Genomic DNA, 17315 nt, shown 5'->3' on the forward strand with positions numbered 1-17315 from the left:
TCCTTACAGGGGATGCGCAAGCCAGACGGCCTGTTCATCGGTGGTGGAAAACCTGCCCTTATCATCGCGCACGACCGCCGCAACGGCAATCCCCGAATCATGGGTAAAGAACAAATGGACATTGCGGGCATGCATATCGGCAAGAAATGGGCCCTTTTCATCAATCACCAGTTCGGCATTGCGGTCATAGCCCATGGTAATCGGCAGATGCACCCAGGCCCGGCCCGGAATCAGGTCCGCACAGAACACCACGCTTTCGTTAGCGCCGCGAATTTCAGCAAGCAAAAGACCGGGAGTGTGCCCATCGGAATGGTGGAAGCGCACGGCTTCGCCCAGCGCCGGCGTGGTATCGCCGGACACCAGTTCCAGTCGGCCACTGGCGACCAGCAAGGCATTGAGCTCGGGCACAAAACTGGCCCGGTCACGCGGATGCGGATGCTGGGCGCGCTGCCAGTGCTCGGCACCGACCACGAATACAGCATTCGGGAATAACAAACGCAACGGCTGTCCCTCTTGCCATGGCGCCAACAGGCCGCCGGCATGATCGAAATGTAGATGCGACAGCACCACCACATCGATATCGGCATCACTCAGCCCGATACGGGCGAGCTCATCCAGCAACACATGTCCGGCTTCCTGAATACCATAGCGTTCACGCAGTTTCGGTTCGAAGAACGCGCCGACCCCGGTTTCGAACAGCACCCGCTTGCCGTTGATGCCCTCCACCAGTAGCGCGCGGCAGGCCAGGTCAATGCGGTTCAGATCATCGACGTCGACCCATTTCTCCCACATCGCTTTCGGGGCGTTACCGAACATGGCGCCGCCATCGAGCTTTTGTGAATTTCCCAACAGGGACCAGGCTTTCATGGCTTCACCTTTAATTTTAATTCGACAACTTTTCCCGAGCCGACCGGATTGCGCGGATCGCTGCCGGTACTCAGCAGGTTGCCGGATTTGTCCCAACTGACGGTCTGCAGATTGCCCCAGGTGTCGCTGGAGCGTCTGCCATCCGTTGCATCTTCCGGAGTATTCACCGTATGCCCCATCGCGCGCAGTGCCGCCACCACATCGGCCGGCAGCGCATTGCGCTCGGTCGAAAGAGCATCCGGCATCCACTGGTGGTGGTAGCGCGGCAAGGCCGCAACCGATTGTGCATCGAGCCCATCGGCATAACCGAGCGCACCCAGCAGAACCATGGTGATGATCCGGCTGCCGCCCGGCGAGCCGAGCACCGCCACACGGTCTTTCGACTCCATGAAGGTCGGCGTCATCGAACTGAGCATGCGCTTGCCGGCTTGCGGCGCATTGGCTTCATAGCCCATGACTCCGAAGGCATTGGGCGTTCCGGACTTCAGGGCAAAATCATCCATTTCGTTATTGAGCAGAACACCGGTTCCCGGCGGAATCAGGCCGGAGCCGAACAGCAGGTTGACCGTCTGGGTTCCCGCGACCCGGTTGCCCTCGGCATCGATGATGGAAAAGTGCGTGGTGTCCTCGTCCTCCAACGGGGTCTGGCTTCCGGACAGCAAGTCACTTGGCGTCGCTTTGCCGGGATGAATGGTGGCGCGCAGTCCTGCGGCATATTCGGGACTGACCAAAGTGCGCTGCGGCACCTTCACGAAATCCGGATCACCGAGATAAAAAGTCCGATCACGGAAGGCGCGGCGCATGGCTTCGGTCACCAAGTGGGTGCGCTGGGTCTGTGTCAGCGACTTGAGATCCCAAGGCTCCAGCATCTGCAACATCTGTGCCAGAGCGATACCGCCGGATGACGGTGGCGGCGCAGTAACAATCTGCCAGCCATCATATTCGAAACGGATCGGCGTGCGTTCACGGATACGGTAGGCGGAAAGTTCCTGTGCACTCCACTCGCCGCCCTCGGCCTTGACGCCGGCCAACAACTTGGAGGCGACCTCGCCTTTGTAGAATCCGTCATGACCTTTCGCCGCCAGCAACTCGAGGGTTCTGGCCAGATCAGGCTGGCGCAGCACTTCGCCCTCAGTAGGCGGGGTTCCGTCTGCCAGAAAAACCCCGCGGGTTCCGGAGTAACGCTCCATCACTTCACGGCGGGCGCTGTAACCGTTGGCCAAGCGGGCATAGACCGGAAAACCGTCACGGGCGATGCGGATGGCTGGGGCCAGAGAAACCGCCAGCGGAAGGCGTCCGTAATTTTTTGCCAGATGCACGAGGCCGGCTGGCAGACCAGGAATGCCTGCTGACCATGGGCCATTCGTTGCACGGTCACGATTCAAGCCGCCTGCGGCATCCAGATATTTATCGGGGGTTGCCGAGACCGGCGCGGTTTCGCGGGCATCGATGAAATGGTCGCGGCCGTTCTTTGCTTCGTGCAGCAGGAAGAATCCTCCGCCGCCGAGACCCGAACTGATCGGCTCGACCACGGAAAGCGTCGCCGAAACTGCAACGGCCGCATCGAAGGCGTTGCCGCCCTTGGCCAATATTTCCAATCCGGCATCGGTCGCCAAATAATGCGCAGATGCCACGGCATGCTGATGTGGCGCCGAAGGCGGCGGGACTTTGGCCACCAACAAGCCCGGCAGCAACAGGAAGACCAGCAACAGATAGCGGGATTTCATGCACTTTCTTCCTGAAGGCGAAGGAGTTTCAGCAACAACTGCTGCTCGGTTTCCGGATGGGCCGGATCCTTGTCGATGCATTCAACCGGACAGACCACCACGCACTGGGGCTCATCGAAATGACCGACACATTCGGTGCAGCGTTCGGGATGAATGATATAAATTTGTTCACCCTGGGTAATGGCCTGATTCGGGCAGGCCGGTTCACAGACATCGCAGTTGATGCACAGGGAGTTGATCAGGAGTGCCATAGTTCTAAACCAAAGCGGCCCGGCAAAGCCGAGCCGCGTTAGTGGATGTCGTATCGATTACTGGACTTCTTCAAACAGGAAACCGCCGCCGGCGGCTTCGACCGAGGCTTTCACGCGCTCGGCATCTTCCGATTTGCCGATAAACAGCACGTGCGAGCCGCTCAATGCGGTCGGGACGGCACCGGTGAAGGCTTCGACGATGAAATCGGCCATGGTTTTGCTGTCCGGGGAACCGAACACCAGCAGATTGCCCTTGGTCACGGTACGTTCGATGGCCGGCTTGACCACATCCATCTGGCGGCTATAGGGGCTGGAGACTTCCGGGTTCTTCGGATCGTTGTCGGCCGTCTTGCTGTCCATCGGCAGGAAGTACGGAATAATACGGTCGCTGATCACTTCCTGGTATTCCGGTTTGACCGCGACCGAGCTGAGGTATTGTTTCCAGGCAGCGCTGTCCTGGGTGGTCGGAACCGCAACCACGGCCGGTGCGGCGGCTTTGCTTTCTTCTTCTTCTTTCTTTCCGCAGCCCGACAGGGCCAGAGTCAGGACCAGGACGGAAGCAGTGATGATTTGACGAGACATAGGAACTCCTCAGGTTAATGTGTTGTGGATTGTTTCCATTTTGCCGCCAACGCCGACTGCACGTTGGCCGGGACGAACTCGGAGACATCGCCGCCCAGACGCGCCACTTCGCGCACCAAGGACGATGAAATGAAACTGAACTGCTCGGACGGCGTCAAAAAAACGGTTTCGGCACCGGGTATCAGGTGGCGGTTCATGCTGGCCAGCTGGAATTCATACTCGAAATCCGAAACCGCACGCAGTCCACGCAACAGGACACCGGCTTTGACTTCATCGACAAAGCGTGCGAGCAATCCATTGAAACCGACCACTCGGATATTGGCGTAATCGCGGAGCGAATGCTCGGCCATTGCAACACGCTCATCCAGGCTGAAAACCGGTGTTTTGTTCGGGCTCTGCGCCACGGCCAGGATCACCGTATCAAACAGCACCGCGGCCCGTACGACCAAATCGACATGGCCGTTGGTAATCGGGTCGAAGGTGCCGGGATAGACCGCTGTCCGGTAGGTATTTGGGCGCATGCAGGGCTCGAATCGGTGACCGCCGATAGTGTATCAGCCTATCGCCGTTTTATGCCATTGCGCCAGCAAATACTTGGAATGTTTGGATTTTCCGCTTTTATATGGCACCAGGCCGGCCGGTAGAATCACTTCATCATCCACGGCCGTTTCCATATACAGCCAGGCGCCGTCGGAAAGTAGAGGCAACAGCAGTGGCCAGATCTGAGGCCACAGCGCGCTGGCAAAGGGCGGATCGAGGAAGACCCCGTCAAAATGTTGGCCGATGGTGGCCCCTAGCCAGGACAAGGCATCAGTCTGGATGATATGCATGCCGGCAACCTTCAGGCGCTCCTGACTGGCGCGAAGACTTTCGGCGGCGGCGGCATCGCGCTCGAGCAGAACCACCTCAGCGGCACCACGGGACGCCGCTTCAAAACCAAGTGCGCCGGATCCGGCAAAAGCATCCAGCACCCGTCGGCCTGCTATTTTCATGGCCAGCCAGTTGAACAGGGTCTCGCGGGTGCGGTCGGGCGTCGGACGCAGGCCGTCACGTGCCGGCACCGGCAACTTCGAGCCACGCAGCGTACCGGCTATAATGCGGACATGGCCCTGCCCTGTTGTTTGCACGCATCGCCCCCATCTCTTTGTTGTCTCCGCTTATTGTGACGCAGAATCGCCTTATGTTCGATTTTTTGAAAAAAAAGCCAAAAACTGAACCCGGTAAACCGGAAGGCATCGCCGAAGGCGATGGCCAGGAAATCGTCCTCAGTACGCCGGAAGCGGTCAAGCAGACAGTCGGAAAAAGTCTTTTTGCCCGTACCTTCGGCAGTCTGTTCTCGCGCAATCCGAAACTCGACCCCGATTTCCTCGATGAGCTGGAAACCGCACTCATCACGGCCGATGTCGGCGTACGTGTCAGCGGCGAAATCATGATGGATGTGCGCAAGCGCTTCAAAGCGCGCGAGTATCCCGATACCGACGCCTTGCTCGATAATCTGCGTCAGCGCCTGCTTGCCATTCTCGAACCGATCGCGCAGCCGCTGCGGATCGACCCGGCGGCCAAACCCTTCGTGCTGTTGACCGTTGGCGTCAATGGCGTCGGTAAAACCACCACCATCGGCAAACTGGCCCGGCGCCTGCAAGGCGAAGGCCATAGCCTGATGCTGGCCGCCGGCGACACCTTCCGGGCCGCTGCGGTCGAGCAGCTGCAGATCTGGGGTGAGCGCAATGGCGTTGCCGTCATCGCACAAGGGCAGGATGCCGATCCGGCCTCGGTGGCCTTCGATGCCTACCAGGCGGCGCGCTCGCGCGGTTTCGACATCCTCATCGCGGACACTGCAGGCCGTCTTCATACGCAGACGCATTTGATGGCGGAACTGGCCAAGATCAAACGCGTGATCGCCAAAATCGATGCTGACGCGCCCCATGAAGTGCTGCTGGTCATCGATGGCACCACCGGGCAGAATGCCATCAACCAGTGCCGTGCTTTCCACGAGGCAGTCGGAGTTACCGGCTTGGTCGTGACCAAGCTCGATGGCAGTGCCAAAGGTGGCGTGCTGTTTGCCCTGGCCCGCGAATTCGGCATTCCAATCCGTTTCATCGGCCTGGGTGAAAAACCGGAAGATCTGCGTGAATTCGATCCTGTGGCCTATGTCGACGGTCTGCTGCCGCAGCATCGGTAAATGAGCCCCCCCGCTTTCGCATCCCGGCTGCGGGCATGGCATCAAAAACACGGTCGGCATGATCTGCCCTGGCAGCATCCACGCACGCCTTACCGGGTCTGGCTTTCAGAAATCATGCTGCAGCAGACCCAGGTCCAGACGGTCATCCCCTACTTCGAAAACTTTCTGGAACGCTTTCCGGATTTGCCGGATCTGGCGGTAGCGCCCGCCGATGCGGTCATGAATGCCTGGGCCGGGCTTGGCTACTACTCGCGCGCGCGCAATCTGCATAAAGCCGCGCAGTGGTGCATGATCCATCACAACGGCCACTTGCCAGAGGATTACGACGCGCTTCTGGCACTGCCCGGCATCGGTCGCTCCACGGCCGGCGCCATTCTCAGCCAGGCCCATGGCTCCCGTCATGCCATCGTCGATGGCAATGTGAAACGGGTGTTGACCCGTTACTTCGCCATCGCCGGCGATGCCAGCAGCAGCGCTGTCGACAAGCAACTCTGGCAACTGGCGGAATCCTTGCTGCCCGAATCGCACATGGCCGATTACAGCCAGGCCATCATGGATTTGGGTGCCACGGTCTGTACGAGCCGAAAACCGCAATGCACAACCTGCCCGCTTGCAGCGGACTGCCTCGCTTTGGCGCAAGGCAATGTCCTGGACTATCCGGGGCGCAAGCCGGCGAAATCGATTCCCGAACGCGAAACCCATGTCCTGCTTTTACGTTCGCGCTCCGGCGAGATCTTGCTCGAGCAGCGCCCGGACAAAGGTATTTGGGGTGGACTGTATTCCCTGCCGGAAGCCAGCGATGCCGATCAGGCACAGGCAAGGGCCGTCGGCTTGATCACCGCCAAGAGCCCTGCGCCGATTTCGCTGCCGGCCTTTGCGCATACCTTCAGTCATTTCCGGCTGACCATTCATCCGCTGCTCTGGGATGCATGCACGGCGAAATCACAAATCAGGGATAATGCCTCCATACGCTGGGCAGCGCCGGATGAATTGCGCCAACTCGGGTTGCCTGCCCCCATTCAAAAACTGCTGAAGAGACTGCCATGAGCCGAACCGTTTATTGTGTAAAAACCGGCATTGAAACGGAAGGACTGGATTTCGCGCCTTGGCCCGGCGATCTCGGCAAGCGGGTTTTCGAAAACATCGGCAAGGCCGCATGGGCCGACTGGCTGACTCACCAGACCATGCTGATCAATGAAAACCGCCTATCTCCGTTGGATCCGAAACACCGCGCTTTTCTGCAGGAGGAAATGCAGAAGTTCCTGTTCGAGGGCGGTGCCGAGAAACCCGAGGGCTATACACCGGTCTGAATCAGGGACTGGACTTGGCCGCCTTAGCGGCTTCCCGCTCGGCTTTCTGGGTGGCCTTCATTGCTTTCACATCGACCGGCCGGATTTCCAGAATCTGGCAGCTGCGTCCGCCGATGCGCAATGCGTCGAATTTGGCGCTAAGCGACGATGTTTTGTTATCAACGCCGATGGCCATGGCGGTCGGTAGATCCGGACAGAAATCCTCGATTTCAACCAGGTAAGCGCGGTTCATGGATTCATACAGCAAAAGGGTGTGGCGGCCCAGCGGCTCAAAGTCGTAACTGCGCGCGAACGGTACGCTGGATTTCGGTTCACTGGCGAATCGTGTCACGAATTCAAGGCGTTGCTCCATTTTCGTCAAGCGTTCGGTCTTGCGGTCTTGGGCGCCTGCAGTCGTGGCAATTGCTGTAATAAGCAACAGCATCCATTTCAGTCTCATGGCAGACTCCTCGTTTCTCGGTTTAGACCTTCCAACCCTAGCAAAAACGGCAGATTTCCGCCATGTACCCTGCTCTGTCATTCAGGGATGCGTCAGCCGGGCGGACTTGCGGAAAACGACCCAAGGCACTACAATAGCGGTCTGAAAGTGCATGCACTTCGGCCAATTAGCTCAGTTGGTAGAGCAAGGGATTGAAAATCCCTGTGTCCTTGGTTCGATTCCGAGATTGGCCACCATCCATGAAAAACCCCGCCTCGGCGGGGTTTTTCGTTGCATGCCTCAGAATCAGAAGCGCATGCCGAAAGAAACATAATAATTGCGTGGCAGGCCATAGTAGGCGGTCTGAATGCCGGCGATGCCGGAGAACTCCTGGGCATCGGTTCGGTAAACCTCATCGGTCAGGTTTCTTACGCCACCACGGACAGACCACCGGCCGTCCGAGGAATCCCAGTGCGTGTAGAAGCCGACCAGTGCGTAGGAGCCCTGACGCAGACCCGGAGCGTTATCCACCGAAAGCCAGGTTTCGCTGCGGTAGGAGACATCGGCGCTGAAAGAAACCAGGCTGTTGTCCCGGAACGCATGTGCGTAGGTCATGGCGAGACGGGCGGTGAAGTCCGGTGAAAACGGCACATGCTGATGGGATCCCGGCGGAATGCGCGGATCGGTGAATTTATCGAACTGTGCGTCCTGCCAGCCGAACTCACCCGACATCACAAAATTCTCGGTGAATTTCGCGGAGCCTTCGAACTCGATGCCTTTGATTGTGGTTTTCTCGACGTTCAACACGGGAAAAGCGAAAGTCGGCAGGAAGTTTTCCGGGTCCTGGACTTCGGAAACACGCGCCTGGAAGTCTTCATAGCTGCTGTGGAACACAGCGAATCGGCCGGTATAGAAGCCGTCCTCGGACTGCAACTTCAGACCAGCCTCATAGGACCAGACATATTCAGGACGATAGGTTTCCGGAATGACCGTGGATCGGCCATTGAAACCGCCGGACTTGAAGCCGCGGGTTGCCGAAACATAGGCCATGCTGTTTTTGCTGAAGGCCTTCTGGATGGAGGCCGTTGGGGTCCAGGCCGCCCAGTCATCGCTGACGCTGAATGCGGCATCCGGGTCACGATTGCCGAGCGTGTCGGAAAAGTAAGATGTGGTGCGGGAGTAATCCTTGCTGTCCTTGCTGTAACGCACGCCAGCCGACATTTCCCAGCCGTCCTTGAACTCCCAGTTACCGGTGGCGAAGAAGGCCATGCTCTTGTTCTGCAAATCATCGTCGGAAGTGCGGAGGAAGCTGATCGGATCACCGAAGAACTTCAGAAAATCATCGGAATTGGAGACTTGGCTCGAGGGCACCTACTCGTCCATATAATACAGACCGAACACACCGTTGAAGTTGCTGCCGTTGTCATAGTGCAGGTTCAATTCCTGGCTGAGTTGCTTCTGGTCGAATGTCAGGAAAATATCGGCCAGCTGATATTCCGACCCGTCCATATCGATGTAGGAATCGACATCGAGGGTGCGGTAGCCCGTAATCGAATGCAATTCCAGCTCCGGCGTCAGATCCCACTTCATGCTGACGGAAATACCCTGTTGGGTCAGATCCTGACCTTCATTGCCGGCAAACGAGGTGCTGGATTTGAAATCATATTCCCCGGTCGGCGGCGCGACCAGCCGGCTGTAGGGATTGAAATTGACGGGGTCATTGAACAATGCAAACCCCAAATGCTCTCCGTGAACATGAAATCCTGAAACACAATACAGTCCGACCGAACAGGACCTACGGCGACCTGCCGACATGCTTCATACAATAGTCCGAGTTGGCGAAAACTGCAAGCCGGACAAGCCGTTAGATGGTTTGACCGCCTCGGTAAAGCACCTCGGGAACCCGGAGGAGACCGGTTGGTCAGAACCCTCGACGGACTCGTCACATTGCCTCAGATGCGGCGATGGTATGATTTGAGTCCAAAGACAGGAAATTTACATGCCAAGATTCATTGCAAGTGCCCTCGCCCTGTTGTTGCTGCTCGTCGGCTGCGCCAGCGGTCCGACCATCCGATATTTTCCACCTCAGGCTTCGTTGAAGGAGCTGAAACAGCAGCCCGATGGCCAATGGCTGGCCCAGATCCGTGTCCAGAACTTCAGTACCGGCGCGATGGATTTCAGCGAGATCCGTCTGAAAATCCAGATCCAGGACGGAGGTTGGGCTGAACTCAGCGGTCCGGCAAGCCTCAACATCGGGGCAAGCAATGCCGAGGTTCTGAGTCTAAGCGTGCCTTTCAGTCCGGACACCCTCCAAGCCATCCGGGAGCGGCAGGATAAAACACAACCGCTGCGCTACCGTATTGAAGGCAGTCTTCGCAGCCGTGATCCCAACCGCACCTATCCGCTGACCTACGACGGCCGGTTGAATCCCGCCCCCGGCCTTGCCGGCGTCTACCGATAACCCTCCAGACCACTTATGAACACCTACAAAGCCCCGCTGAAAGACATGAAATTCGTGCTGTTCGATGTGCTGAACGCCGAAAAAGCCTATGCCGATCTGAACTTCGCCAATGCAGACCGCGAACTGCTCGATGCCGTACTGGAAGAGGCGGCGAAATTTGCGGAATCGGTGCTCGCACCGCTTAACGGCAGTGGCGATGAGGAAGGCTGCCACCATGACCAGACTACAGGTGCCGTGCGCACTCCTGCGGGATTCGCCGAAGCCTACCGGCAGTTCGTCGACGCCGGCTGGAACGGGTTGAGTGCTCCGGAAGCCTTTGGTGGCCAAGGCCTGCCGGAAAGCATCGCCTGCGCCTTCAAAGAAATGATCGATGCCGCCAATCTCAGCTGGGGCGCTTATCCGTTGCTGTCGCACGGCGCCGTTGAAGCGCTGAAACATTATGGCGATAGCTGGCAACAACAGGTCTTTCTCAACAACATCGTGGCCGGCCGCTGGACCGGCACCATGTGCCTGACCGAGCCGCATTGCGGTTCCGACCTGGGGCTGTTGAAAACACGGGCCGCGCCGAATGCGGACGGCACCTATGCGATTACCGGAACAAAGATCTTCATTACCGGCGGCGAACACGATTTCACCGACAACATCATCCATCTGGTGCTGGCGCGTCTGCCCGATGCGCCGCCCGGCGTTAAAGGTATTTCGCTGTTCATTGTCCCGAAAATCGATGTCGATGCCGATGGCAGCCCGCTCCAGCCAAATGCCGTCCGTTGCGGATCAATCGAGCACAAGATGGGCATCAAGGGTTCGGCCACCTGCGTGATGAATTTCGACGGTGCCCGCGGCTGGTTGATTGGCGAGGCGAACCGTGGCTTGAATGCGATGTTCATCATGATGAATTCCGCCCGCATCGCGGTTGCCCTGCAAGGACTTGGCCTGATCGACCGGGCTTACCAGAACGCCCTCGCCTACGCCAAGGATCGCCTGCAGATGCGCGCGGCCACAGGCGCAGCGTTTCCGGAAAAACCGGCCGACCCGATCATCGTGCACCCCGACGTACGACGCATGCTGCTGACCTGCAAAGCGCTGGCCGAGGGAGGACGCTGCCTGGCCTACCAGGCCACCCTGCAGATCGACCGTGTCGATCATGCGCTCACTGCCGAAGAAAAAGCCGATGCCGAAATGATGCTGGGTTTTCTGACTCCCATCGTGAAAGCGGCGCTGACCGAATGGGCCAATGAATGCACCTACCATGCCCTGCAATGCTTTGGCGGTCATGGCTATGTACGCGAATGGGGCATGGAGCAGCTGGCACGCGACGCGCGCATCACCACCATCTACGAAGGTACCACCCAGATCCAGGCACTCGACCTGCTCGGCCGCAAGACCCTGCATACCGGCGGCGCCGGCATGAAGCGTTTCATCGGACAGATCGAAGCATTCTGTTGCGCCAATCCCGACAGTGAGTTCCTGCCGGCACTGCAATCCTCGGCCCGCCTGTGGTCGGAGATCAGCGTGGAAATCGGTGCAGCTGCCAAAGACGATCCGGATGCACTGGGTTCAGCCGCCTTCGATTACCTGTTCCTGTCGGCATACGTCTGTCTGGCGTACTGGTGGGCGGAAATGGCCCGCGTTGCCGTGGCGAGCGGCGATGCCGAACTGGCCCGCTCAAAAATCGAGACCGCGCGTTTTTATTTCGAGCGCATTCTGCCCCGGACATTGCAACATGCCGCCGCCATCCGCAGTGGCAGCCGGAGCCTGATGGCGATGGACAGCGCCCTGTTCTGATACAACGGATTGGAAACGAAAAAAGAGCCGCAATGCGGCTCTTTTTTCGTTGGTCGGGACGGCGGGATTCGAACCCACGACCCTTTGCCCCCCAGGCAAATGCGCTACCAGGCTGCGCTACGCCCCGTTCAAGCTCACATTATAACGCAAGGCACCTGACTCAGCCGAGCAGCCGCAGGATTTCTTCAAGATCGGTCTTCAAGGCCTGAACGGCATGGGCATCGATCGACGCCGCCTGCTCCCGGCGGCCACCGCCTTCAAGGCGCAAACGCGCACCGCCGATGGTATAGCCCTGATGATAGAGAAGATCGCGGATCTCACGCACTTTGAGCACATCATGATGCTGGTAATAGCGGCGGTTGCCACGGCGTTTGACCGGATTCAAGGTCTCGAATTCGGTTTCCCAATAGCGCAGGACATGCTGTTTGACATCGCACAGCACACTGACCTCACCGATGGTGAAGTAGCGTTTTGCCGGTATCGGCGGGAGTTCCTTATTGCTGCCCGGATCCAGCATAATTTTCCACGCGCTCTTTCAGTTTCTGGCCAGGACGGAAGGTTACCACCGTACGCGCGGTAATCGGTATTTCTTCACCCGTTTTGGGGTTACGGCCCGGACGCTGGTTCTTGCGGCGCAGATCGAAATTGCCGAAGCCCGAAAGCTTCACCTGACGTCCGGATTCCAGCGCACCGCGCAGGGTGTCGAAGAACAAATCGACGAATTCTTTTGCTTCACGCTTGTTGAGTCCGACTTCTTCGAACAAACGATCCGCCATTTCAGCTTTGGTCAATGCCATAAAAATAAACCTCTGTATCGATATTAAACTCAGCCGCGCAACACGGCTTGGCAGTCGTTGGCCAATGACGCCAGCACCTTGGAAATCGATGTTTCGATTTCCGAGTCGTTTAGAGTGCGCGAATATTCATGCAAAATCAAGCCTATAGCCAGACTTTTTGATGCATCTGGCAAACCGGCGCCGCGATAGACGTCGAAAAGCACCGTGGACTGGAGACGCTCACCGAGCGTTTTCCGCACGCAGGCCTCGATTTCAGCCCAAGCGACCGACTCCGGAACCACCAGCGCCAGATCGCGCCGGACGCTGGGGAAACGCGATACCGGCATCGCCGATGGCAAAGCGCGCGGCAGGATGGCCGATAAATCCAGCTCGAAGGCATAGACATCTCCCGGCAGATCCAGCGCCTTGTTCAACGCGGGATGCAGCGCGCCGACATGACCGATGTCCTTGCCGGCCACCGTAATGACGGCGGAGCGACCCGGATGCAGGTAGGCCGCATGTGCCGGCCGGTAATCGGCCACGAAGCCAAGACGAGCCAGGGCCGCATCGACCGCGGCACGGGCATCATAGAAATCGACCGCGGCCGGTTTGGCGCTCCATTGCTCGGCCAGGGCCGGGCCGCACAGCACAGCGGCGGCACATTGGCGTTCCAGCGGAGCCTCATTGTCTTGGGCTGTGAACACCCGACCGATCTCAAACAGGCGCAGACGGGTCTGTTGACGGGCGGCATTGGCGGTCAGGGTACTGACCAGTCCCGGCAACAGCGAGGTACGCATCACGGCCAACTCGGCGCTGAGCGGATTGGCCAAAGCCAGTGCGCCGGACTGCAACTGCCAGGTGTCCAGCACCGCGGCGTCCACGAAGGCGTAATTGATGGTTTCTTGGATATCCAGCGCAATCAGCTGACTGCGCAGGGCCGATTCATCCAAGGCCGACTCGCTGCAGGCCACCAACGGCACTTCACCGCTGGGGGTGCGCATTGGAATCTGATCGTAACCGACGATGCGGGCAATTTCCTCGATCAGGTCTTCTTCGATGGCGATATCGAAACGACGGCTCGGCGCAGTCACCTGCCAGCCATCGGCGACAGCCGTGACCTGCATGCCCAGTGCGAGCAGAATCTGTTGGACCCGGGCGTCATCCACGGCAATGCCCAGAACGCGGGCCAAACGTTGGCGGCGCAGCAGGACCGGAGCCGCAATGGCGATATGTTCAGGCGATTCAATCTGGACCACCGGACCGGCTTGACCACCGAGGATTTCAAGAACCAAGGCGCTGGCACGCTCGAGCGCGAGTGCCGGCAGTGCCGGATCTACACCACGTTCAAACCGGTGCGAGGCATCGGTATGCAAGCCCAGCTTGCGGGCACGGCCGATGATGGATTCCGGGGCGAAATGGGCGCTTTCAAGAAAGACTCGGGTCGTGTCTGCGCCGACACTGGTGTCCTGACCACCCATGACGCCGGCGACGGCGATGGCGCGGTCGGCATCGGTAATCACGGTGAATTCGGGGGACAATTCAGCCTGTTTGCCGTCCAGCAACATGCAGGTTTCACCGGCAAGGGCACGACGGACACCGATTGCACCGGCAAGCTTGTCGGCATCGAAGGCGTGCATCGGCTGACCGAGCTCGAGCATCACGAATTGGGTGATATCGACCAAGGGCGACAGCGGCCGGATGCCCGAACGCCTCAAGGCCTCGCTCATCCACAAGGGCGTAAGGGCAGCGGGATTCAGGCCTTCGATGACGCGGCCGCAGTAACGTGGACAGTCCTTATCGGCAGCAACGCTGACGGCGATGCGACTGTCCGAGGTGACCGGCACTTCCGGAATCGCCATCGGTACCACACGGGTCTGCAGGGCTGCCGCCAAATCGAAGGCAATGCCGCGGATGGAAAAACAATCGGCGCGATTGGGCGTCAGTTTAAGCTCGAAGCGCGCATCCGGCAGACCCAGGTAATCGGCCAGCGCCGTGCCGACCGGCGCATCCGACGGCAACTCGAGCAATCCGGAAGCATCGGCATCGATGCCGAGCTCTTTGGCGGAACACAGCATGCCGGCCGAATCGATACCGCGCAGCTTGGTGGCCTTGATGGCGAAGACGCCGGGAAGTTCGGCGCCGATCTGCGCCAAGGGCGCCTTCAGACCGGCACGGGCATTGGGTGCGCCGCAGACGATCTGCACGGTGCCGCTGCCGGTCGCGACATGGCAGACGCTCAGACGATCCGCTTCGGGATGTTTTTCAAGCGAGAGGATTTCGGCTACGACCACGCCGGTCAGTGCGGCACCGATCGGTGTATCTTCCTCAACCTCCAGACCGATTGCGGTCAGGTAAGCCGAAAGCGCGTCATGACCGGCATCGGTTTGTACATGTTGTCGGAGCCAGTTTTCAGGAAACTTCATATCTCATCAATCCATAGCGTGCGCCAAGGCGCACCGTCAATCAGGCGAATTGCTTCAGGAACCGGGTGTCGTTTTCAAAGAAGCTGCGCAGATCATTCACGCCGTAACGCAACATGGCGAAACGCTCGATGCCCAAGCCGAAGGCGAAGCCGGTATAGCGCTCCGGGTCGATGCCGCAGCTGCGCAGCACGTTCGGATGCACCATGCCGCAGCCGAGCACTTCCAGCCAGCGGGTACTGCCATCGGGCTGTTTCCAGGCGATATCCACTTCCGCCGAGGGCTCGGTGAACGGGAAATAGCTCGGCCGGAAACGCATCTCGAAATCCTGCTCGAAGAACGCGCGCACGAAAGCCGCGAGTGTGCCTTTCAGATCGGCGAAGCTGGAGGTCTCGTCAATCAGCAGGCCTTCCATCTGATGGAACATCGGGGTATGGGTCTGGTCGGAATCGGAGCGGTAGACCTTGCCCATGGCAATCATGCGCAGCGGCGGCTTGTTGTCCTTCATGAAACGCACCTGCACGCCGGAGGTGTGGGTGCGCAGCAGATGGCCGCTCGGAAAATAGAAGGTGTCGTGCATGGCGCGCGCCGGATGATGCGGCGGGAAATTCAGCGCTTCGAAATTATGCCAGTCGTCTTCGACTTCCGGCCCTTCGGCCGTTTGATAGCCCAGACGCGAGAAGATTTCGCTGATGCGCTCCAGGGTTTTACTGACAGGATGCGCGTTGGCCGGCAAAAGGCCGCGACCCGGCTGTGTCACATCGATGCGTTCGGAAGCCAGGCGCCGATCCAGCGCGACCTGTTCCAGCTGCAGCTTACGCACGGCAATGGCCTCGGCCACGGCATCCTTGGCGCGGTTAATGGCCTCACCGGCCGATTTGCGTTCGTCCGGCGCCAGCGCGCCGAGCTGCTTGAGCTGCAGGGTGATTTCACCCGACTTGCCGAGCAAGGTAACGCGCAATGCGTCCAACGCATCGAGGCTTCCGGCATCGGCGATCTGTTGCAGGGCCTTTGCGGTCAATTGATCGATTGTGCTCATCGGATTCCAGAGGGAATTTCAAATGAAAACGGGGAAGGACTTGCGCCCTTCCCCATTGTCGGTTTCAGCCCTGCTCGCGCAAAGCGTCAAACGTACAATCAGGCCGCGAGGGCGCTCTTGGCCTGCTCGGCGATTTTGGCGAAAGCGGCGGCATCATGGATCGCGATGTCGGCGAGCGCCTTGCGGTCCAGCTTGATGTTGGCTTTCAGCACGCCATTCATGAAGCGGCTGTAGCTCAGACCGTTGATGCGGGCAGCCGCATTGATGCGGGTGATCCACAGGCTGCGGAACTGACGCTTACGCTGCTTACGGCCGATGTAGGCGTATTGGGCGGCTTTGGTGACGGCCTGCTTGGCGACGCGGAAGACCTTACGGCGTGCGCCGTAGTAGCCTTTGGCCAGCTTCAGGATTTTCTTGTGTCGGGCGTGTGCGGTAACACCACGTTTGATTCGTGCCATGGTTCAATCCTCCTTAGAGATAGGGCAGCATGCGGTCCAAACGGCCGGCGTCTTCGGCGCGGACGTGATTCGTCTGGCGCAGATTGCGTTTGCGTTTGGTCGCTTTCTTGGTGAGGATGTGGCTACGGTTGGCGTGGCCGCACTTGTATTTTCCGGATGCCGTCTTGCGGAAGCGCTTGGCGGCCGCCCGGTTGGTCTTGATTTTATTCTTGGCCATTGGGGGATGATCCTTTTCGGTGGTTAACTGACCAGGCGATGGCTTGCGCCATGCTTTCCGTCCTGCCTGTGTCGCGAGTGGACGCTTGCGCGTCCGATGTCCAATTGCGCTACCCGAAGGCTGCGGCTGCGCGGCCGCTTGGCGAACCAATAGCCGAGCATTATGACCGGTTTTTCGGGTTCGGGCAAGCCAAATCGAACTAAAAATGAATGAAAACCGGCTGTTAGCCGGTTGTATTGAGGGGAAAATCAAGGAAAGGCGGCCGAAACCGCCCGTCGGCTCATTTTTTCTTCGGAGCAATCATCATGATCATCTGCCGGCCTTCCAGGCGCGGGCGCGACTCGATGACGGCTTCTTCGACCAGATCGGTCTCGATGCGTTTGGCCATTTCGACACCCAACTCCTGGTGCGACATTTCGCGGCCCTTGAAGCGGATGTTCACTTTGACCTTGTCACCCTCTTCCAGGAAGCGGCGGACATTGCGCAGTTTGATGCTGTAATCGCCGACGTCGGTGGTGGGGCGGAATTTGACTTCCTTGATTTCGACCACTTTCTGCTTCTTCTTGGCGGCTGCGGCTTTCTTCTGCAGCTCGAAGCGGTATTTGCCGTAATCCATGACGCGGCAGACCGGTGGATCCTGGTTGGGCTGGATTTCAACCAGATCCATGCCGGACTCTTCGGCGAGCGCGATGGCTTCGTCACGTGTCAGGACGCCGACCATCTCGCCGTCGGCACCGATGACGCGGACGCGCGGGACGCGGATTTCGTGGTTCTTGCGGTTACCTTTTTCTGAAACGGGCGTATTGATTAGTCAATCCTCTT

Annotated in this window: 20 protein-coding genes, 2 tRNA genes and 1 pseudogene; 6 read left to right on the top strand and 17 right to left on the bottom strand. The window is 58.9% G+C overall.

Translation table 11 applies throughout. The features are described 5' to 3' along the window. Positions 1-3: 3 nt before the first annotated feature. Genes ACIQ1A_RS01000 through rsmD form a run of 6 tightly spaced genes read right to left on the bottom strand, consistent with a single transcriptional unit; the run spans position 4 to position 4554 of the window. Positions 4-867, bottom strand: coding sequence for an MBL fold metallo-hydrolase (locus ACIQ1A_RS01000; protein WP_395769217.1), 864 nt, complete (start codon positions 865-867; stop codon positions 4-6). Further along, positions 864-2594, bottom strand: coding sequence for a gamma-glutamyltransferase (gene ggt, locus ACIQ1A_RS01005; protein WP_395769218.1), 1731 nt, complete (start codon positions 2592-2594; stop codon positions 864-866). Before ggt ends, ACIQ1A_RS01000 begins: the two co-directional genes overlap by 4 nt. After that, on the bottom strand, positions 2591-2845 hold the full coding sequence (locus ACIQ1A_RS01010; RefSeq protein WP_395769219.1) for a YfhL family 4Fe-4S dicluster ferredoxin: 255 nt from the start codon (positions 2843-2845) through the stop codon (positions 2591-2593). Before ACIQ1A_RS01010 ends, ggt begins: the two co-directional genes overlap by 4 nt. Before the next feature lie 57 nt (positions 2846-2902). Further along, a complete protein-coding gene (locus tag ACIQ1A_RS01015; RefSeq protein ID WP_395769220.1) occupies positions 2903-3427 on the bottom strand; it encodes a hypothetical protein in 525 nt (174 codons plus the stop codon). Positions 3428-3441: 14 nt separating this feature from the next. Then, the gene (gene coaD / locus ACIQ1A_RS01020) at positions 3442-3948 is read right to left on the bottom strand and encodes a pantetheine-phosphate adenylyltransferase (protein ID WP_395769221.1); all 507 of its coding nucleotides are present in this window, start codon (positions 3946-3948) and stop codon (positions 3442-3444) included. A gap of 33 nt (positions 3949-3981) precedes the next feature. Beyond that, complete coding sequence (gene rsmD, locus ACIQ1A_RS01025; RefSeq protein ID WP_395769222.1) at positions 3982-4554, bottom strand: 16S rRNA (guanine(966)-N(2))-methyltransferase RsmD; 573 nt, start codon at positions 4552-4554, stop codon at positions 3982-3984. A gap of 176 nt (positions 4555-4730) precedes the next feature. Here rsmD and ftsY point away from each other — a divergent pair. From ftsY to ACIQ1A_RS01040, 3 genes and pseudogenes are all read left to right on the top strand, one after another. After that, positions 4731-5609 (top strand): annotated as a pseudogene (ftsY, locus tag ACIQ1A_RS01030) (signal recognition particle-docking protein FtsY); the annotation flags it as partial. After that, complete coding sequence (gene mutY, locus ACIQ1A_RS01035) at positions 5610-6656, top strand: A/G-specific adenine glycosylase (RefSeq protein ID WP_395769223.1); 1047 nt, start codon at positions 5610-5612, stop codon at positions 6654-6656. It begins immediately after the preceding pseudogene. Then, on the top strand, positions 6653-6919 hold the full coding sequence (locus tag ACIQ1A_RS01040; RefSeq protein ID WP_395769224.1) for an oxidative damage protection protein: 267 nt from the start codon (positions 6653-6655) through the stop codon (positions 6917-6919). The genes mutY and ACIQ1A_RS01040 overlap by 4 nt, the downstream gene beginning before the upstream one ends. Position 6920: 1 nt before the next feature. Here ACIQ1A_RS01040 and ACIQ1A_RS01045 read toward each other — a convergent pair whose 3' ends face one another. Next, a complete protein-coding gene (locus ACIQ1A_RS01045) occupies positions 6921-7358 on the bottom strand; it encodes a DUF6491 family protein (RefSeq protein WP_395769225.1) in 438 nt (145 codons plus the stop codon). Between the two features lie 160 nt (positions 7359-7518). Between ACIQ1A_RS01045 and ACIQ1A_RS01050 the strand changes: the two genes are divergently transcribed. Further along, a tRNA-Phe gene (locus tag ACIQ1A_RS01050) sits at positions 7519-7594 on the top strand. A 49-nt stretch (positions 7595-7643) separates the two neighbouring features. On the opposite strand, the gene ACIQ1A_RS01055 is transcribed toward ACIQ1A_RS01050, so the two are convergent. Together ACIQ1A_RS01055 and ACIQ1A_RS01060 are read right to left on the bottom strand one after the other, a co-directional pair. Continuing rightward, positions 7644-8708 (bottom strand): TonB-dependent receptor, encoded by a 1065-nt coding sequence (locus tag ACIQ1A_RS01055; RefSeq protein WP_395769226.1) that lies wholly within the window; start codon positions 8706-8708, stop codon positions 7644-7646. Beyond that, a complete protein-coding gene (locus tag ACIQ1A_RS01060) occupies positions 8709-9065 on the bottom strand; it encodes a hypothetical protein (RefSeq protein ID WP_395769227.1) in 357 nt (118 codons plus the stop codon). A gap of 271 nt (positions 9066-9336) precedes the next feature. Between ACIQ1A_RS01060 and ACIQ1A_RS01065 the strand changes: the two genes are divergently transcribed. Together ACIQ1A_RS01065 and ACIQ1A_RS01070 are read left to right on the top strand one after the other, a co-directional pair. Next, positions 9337-9798 (top strand): hypothetical protein, encoded by a 462-nt coding sequence (locus tag ACIQ1A_RS01065; protein WP_395769228.1) that lies wholly within the window; start codon positions 9337-9339, stop codon positions 9796-9798. Positions 9799-9813: 15 nt separating this feature from the next. Next, positions 9814-11583, top strand: a complete 1770-nt coding sequence (locus ACIQ1A_RS01070; protein ID WP_395769229.1) for an acyl-CoA dehydrogenase C-terminal domain-containing protein — start codon at positions 9814-9816, stop codon at positions 11581-11583. A gap of 50 nt (positions 11584-11633) precedes the next feature. On the opposite strand, the gene ACIQ1A_RS01075 is transcribed toward ACIQ1A_RS01070, so the two are convergent. The 8 genes from ACIQ1A_RS01075 to infC form a co-directional block, all read right to left on the bottom strand. Further along, positions 11634-11710 (bottom strand) — tRNA-Pro (locus ACIQ1A_RS01075). A 33-nt stretch (positions 11711-11743) separates the two neighbouring features. After that, the gene (locus ACIQ1A_RS01080; protein WP_395769230.1) at positions 11744-12100 is read right to left on the bottom strand and encodes a MerR family transcriptional regulator; all 357 of its coding nucleotides are present in this window, start codon (positions 12098-12100) and stop codon (positions 11744-11746) included. After that, on the bottom strand, positions 12078-12380 hold the full coding sequence (locus ACIQ1A_RS01085) for an integration host factor subunit alpha (protein WP_395769231.1): 303 nt from the start codon (positions 12378-12380) through the stop codon (positions 12078-12080). Before ACIQ1A_RS01085 ends, ACIQ1A_RS01080 begins: the two co-directional genes overlap by 23 nt. 29 nt (positions 12381-12409) lie before the next feature. After that, a complete protein-coding gene (pheT, locus tag ACIQ1A_RS01090; protein ID WP_395769232.1) occupies positions 12410-14782 on the bottom strand; it encodes a phenylalanine--tRNA ligase subunit beta in 2373 nt (790 codons plus the stop codon). A 40-nt stretch (positions 14783-14822) separates the two neighbouring features. Continuing rightward, positions 14823-15818 (bottom strand): phenylalanine--tRNA ligase subunit alpha, encoded by a 996-nt coding sequence (gene pheS / locus ACIQ1A_RS01095; RefSeq protein ID WP_395769233.1) that lies wholly within the window; start codon positions 15816-15818, stop codon positions 14823-14825. A 98-nt stretch (positions 15819-15916) separates the two neighbouring features. Then, positions 15917-16276 carry a 50S ribosomal protein L20 gene (gene rplT / locus ACIQ1A_RS01100; protein ID WP_297802328.1) on the bottom strand — a complete coding sequence of 120 codons (360 nt, stop codon included), beginning with the start codon at positions 16274-16276 and terminating at the stop codon, positions 15917-15919. Positions 16277-16289: 13 nt separating this feature from the next. Further along, positions 16290-16493 (bottom strand): 50S ribosomal protein L35, encoded by a 204-nt coding sequence (gene rpmI, locus ACIQ1A_RS01105; RefSeq protein ID WP_297802333.1) that lies wholly within the window; start codon positions 16491-16493, stop codon positions 16290-16292. A 280-nt stretch (positions 16494-16773) separates the two neighbouring features. Next, complete coding sequence (infC, locus tag ACIQ1A_RS01110) at positions 16774-17301, bottom strand: translation initiation factor IF-3 (protein ID WP_395769273.1); 528 nt, start codon at positions 17299-17301, stop codon at positions 16774-16776. Between the last annotated feature and the right edge of the window lie 14 nt (positions 17302-17315).

The sequence above is a fragment of the Arenimonas sp. genome (genome assembly GCF_044353605.1).
GTDB lineage: Bacteria > Pseudomonadota > Gammaproteobacteria > Xanthomonadales > Xanthomonadaceae > Arenimonas.

Bases quoted from the DNA above. Each gene is read 5' to 3' on its own strand.
- ACIQ1A_RS01000 (WP_395769217.1), bottom strand. From the start codon at position 867: ATGAAAGCCTGGTCCCTGTTGGGAAATTCACAAAAGCTCGATGGCGGC.
- ggt (WP_395769218.1), bottom strand. From the start codon at position 2,594: ATGAAATCCCGCTATCTGTTGCTGGTCTTCCTGTTGCTGCCGGGCTTG.
- ACIQ1A_RS01010 (WP_395769219.1), bottom strand. From the start codon at position 2,845: ATGGCACTCCTGATCAACTCCCTGTGCATCAACTGCGATGTCTGTGAA.
- ACIQ1A_RS01015 (WP_395769220.1), bottom strand. From the start codon at position 3,427: ATGTCTCGTCAAATCATCACTGCTTCCGTCCTGGTCCTGACTCTGGCC.
- coaD (WP_395769221.1), bottom strand. From the start codon at position 3,948: ATGCGCCCAAATACCTACCGGACAGCGGTCTATCCCGGCACCTTCGAC.
- mutY (WP_395769223.1), top strand. From the start codon at position 5,610: ATGAGCCCCCCCGCTTTCGCATCCCGGCTGCGGGCATGGCATCAAAAA.
- ACIQ1A_RS01040 (WP_395769224.1), top strand. From the start codon at position 6,653: ATGAGCCGAACCGTTTATTGTGTAAAAACCGGCATTGAAACGGAAGGA.
- ACIQ1A_RS01045 (WP_395769225.1), bottom strand. From the start codon at position 7,358: ATGAGACTGAAATGGATGCTGTTGCTTATTACAGCAATTGCCACGACT.
- ACIQ1A_RS01065 (WP_395769228.1), top strand. From the start codon at position 9,337: ATGCCAAGATTCATTGCAAGTGCCCTCGCCCTGTTGTTGCTGCTCGTC.
- ACIQ1A_RS01070 (WP_395769229.1), top strand. From the start codon at position 9,814: ATGAACACCTACAAAGCCCCGCTGAAAGACATGAAATTCGTGCTGTTC.
- ACIQ1A_RS01080 (WP_395769230.1), bottom strand. From the start codon at position 12,100: ATGCTGGATCCGGGCAGCAATAAGGAACTCCCGCCGATACCGGCAAAA.
- ACIQ1A_RS01085 (WP_395769231.1), bottom strand. From the start codon at position 12,380: ATGGCATTGACCAAAGCTGAAATGGCGGATCGTTTGTTCGAAGAAGTC.
- pheT (WP_395769232.1), bottom strand. From the start codon at position 14,782: ATGAAGTTTCCTGAAAACTGGCTCCGACAACATGTACAAACCGATGCC.
- pheS (WP_395769233.1), bottom strand. From the start codon at position 15,818: ATGAGCACAATCGATCAATTGACCGCAAAGGCCCTGCAACAGATCGCC.
- rplT (WP_297802328.1), bottom strand. From the start codon at position 16,276: ATGGCACGAATCAAACGTGGTGTTACCGCACACGCCCGACACAAGAAA.
- rpmI (WP_297802333.1), bottom strand. From the start codon at position 16,493: ATGGCCAAGAATAAAATCAAGACCAACCGGGCGGCCGCCAAGCGCTTC.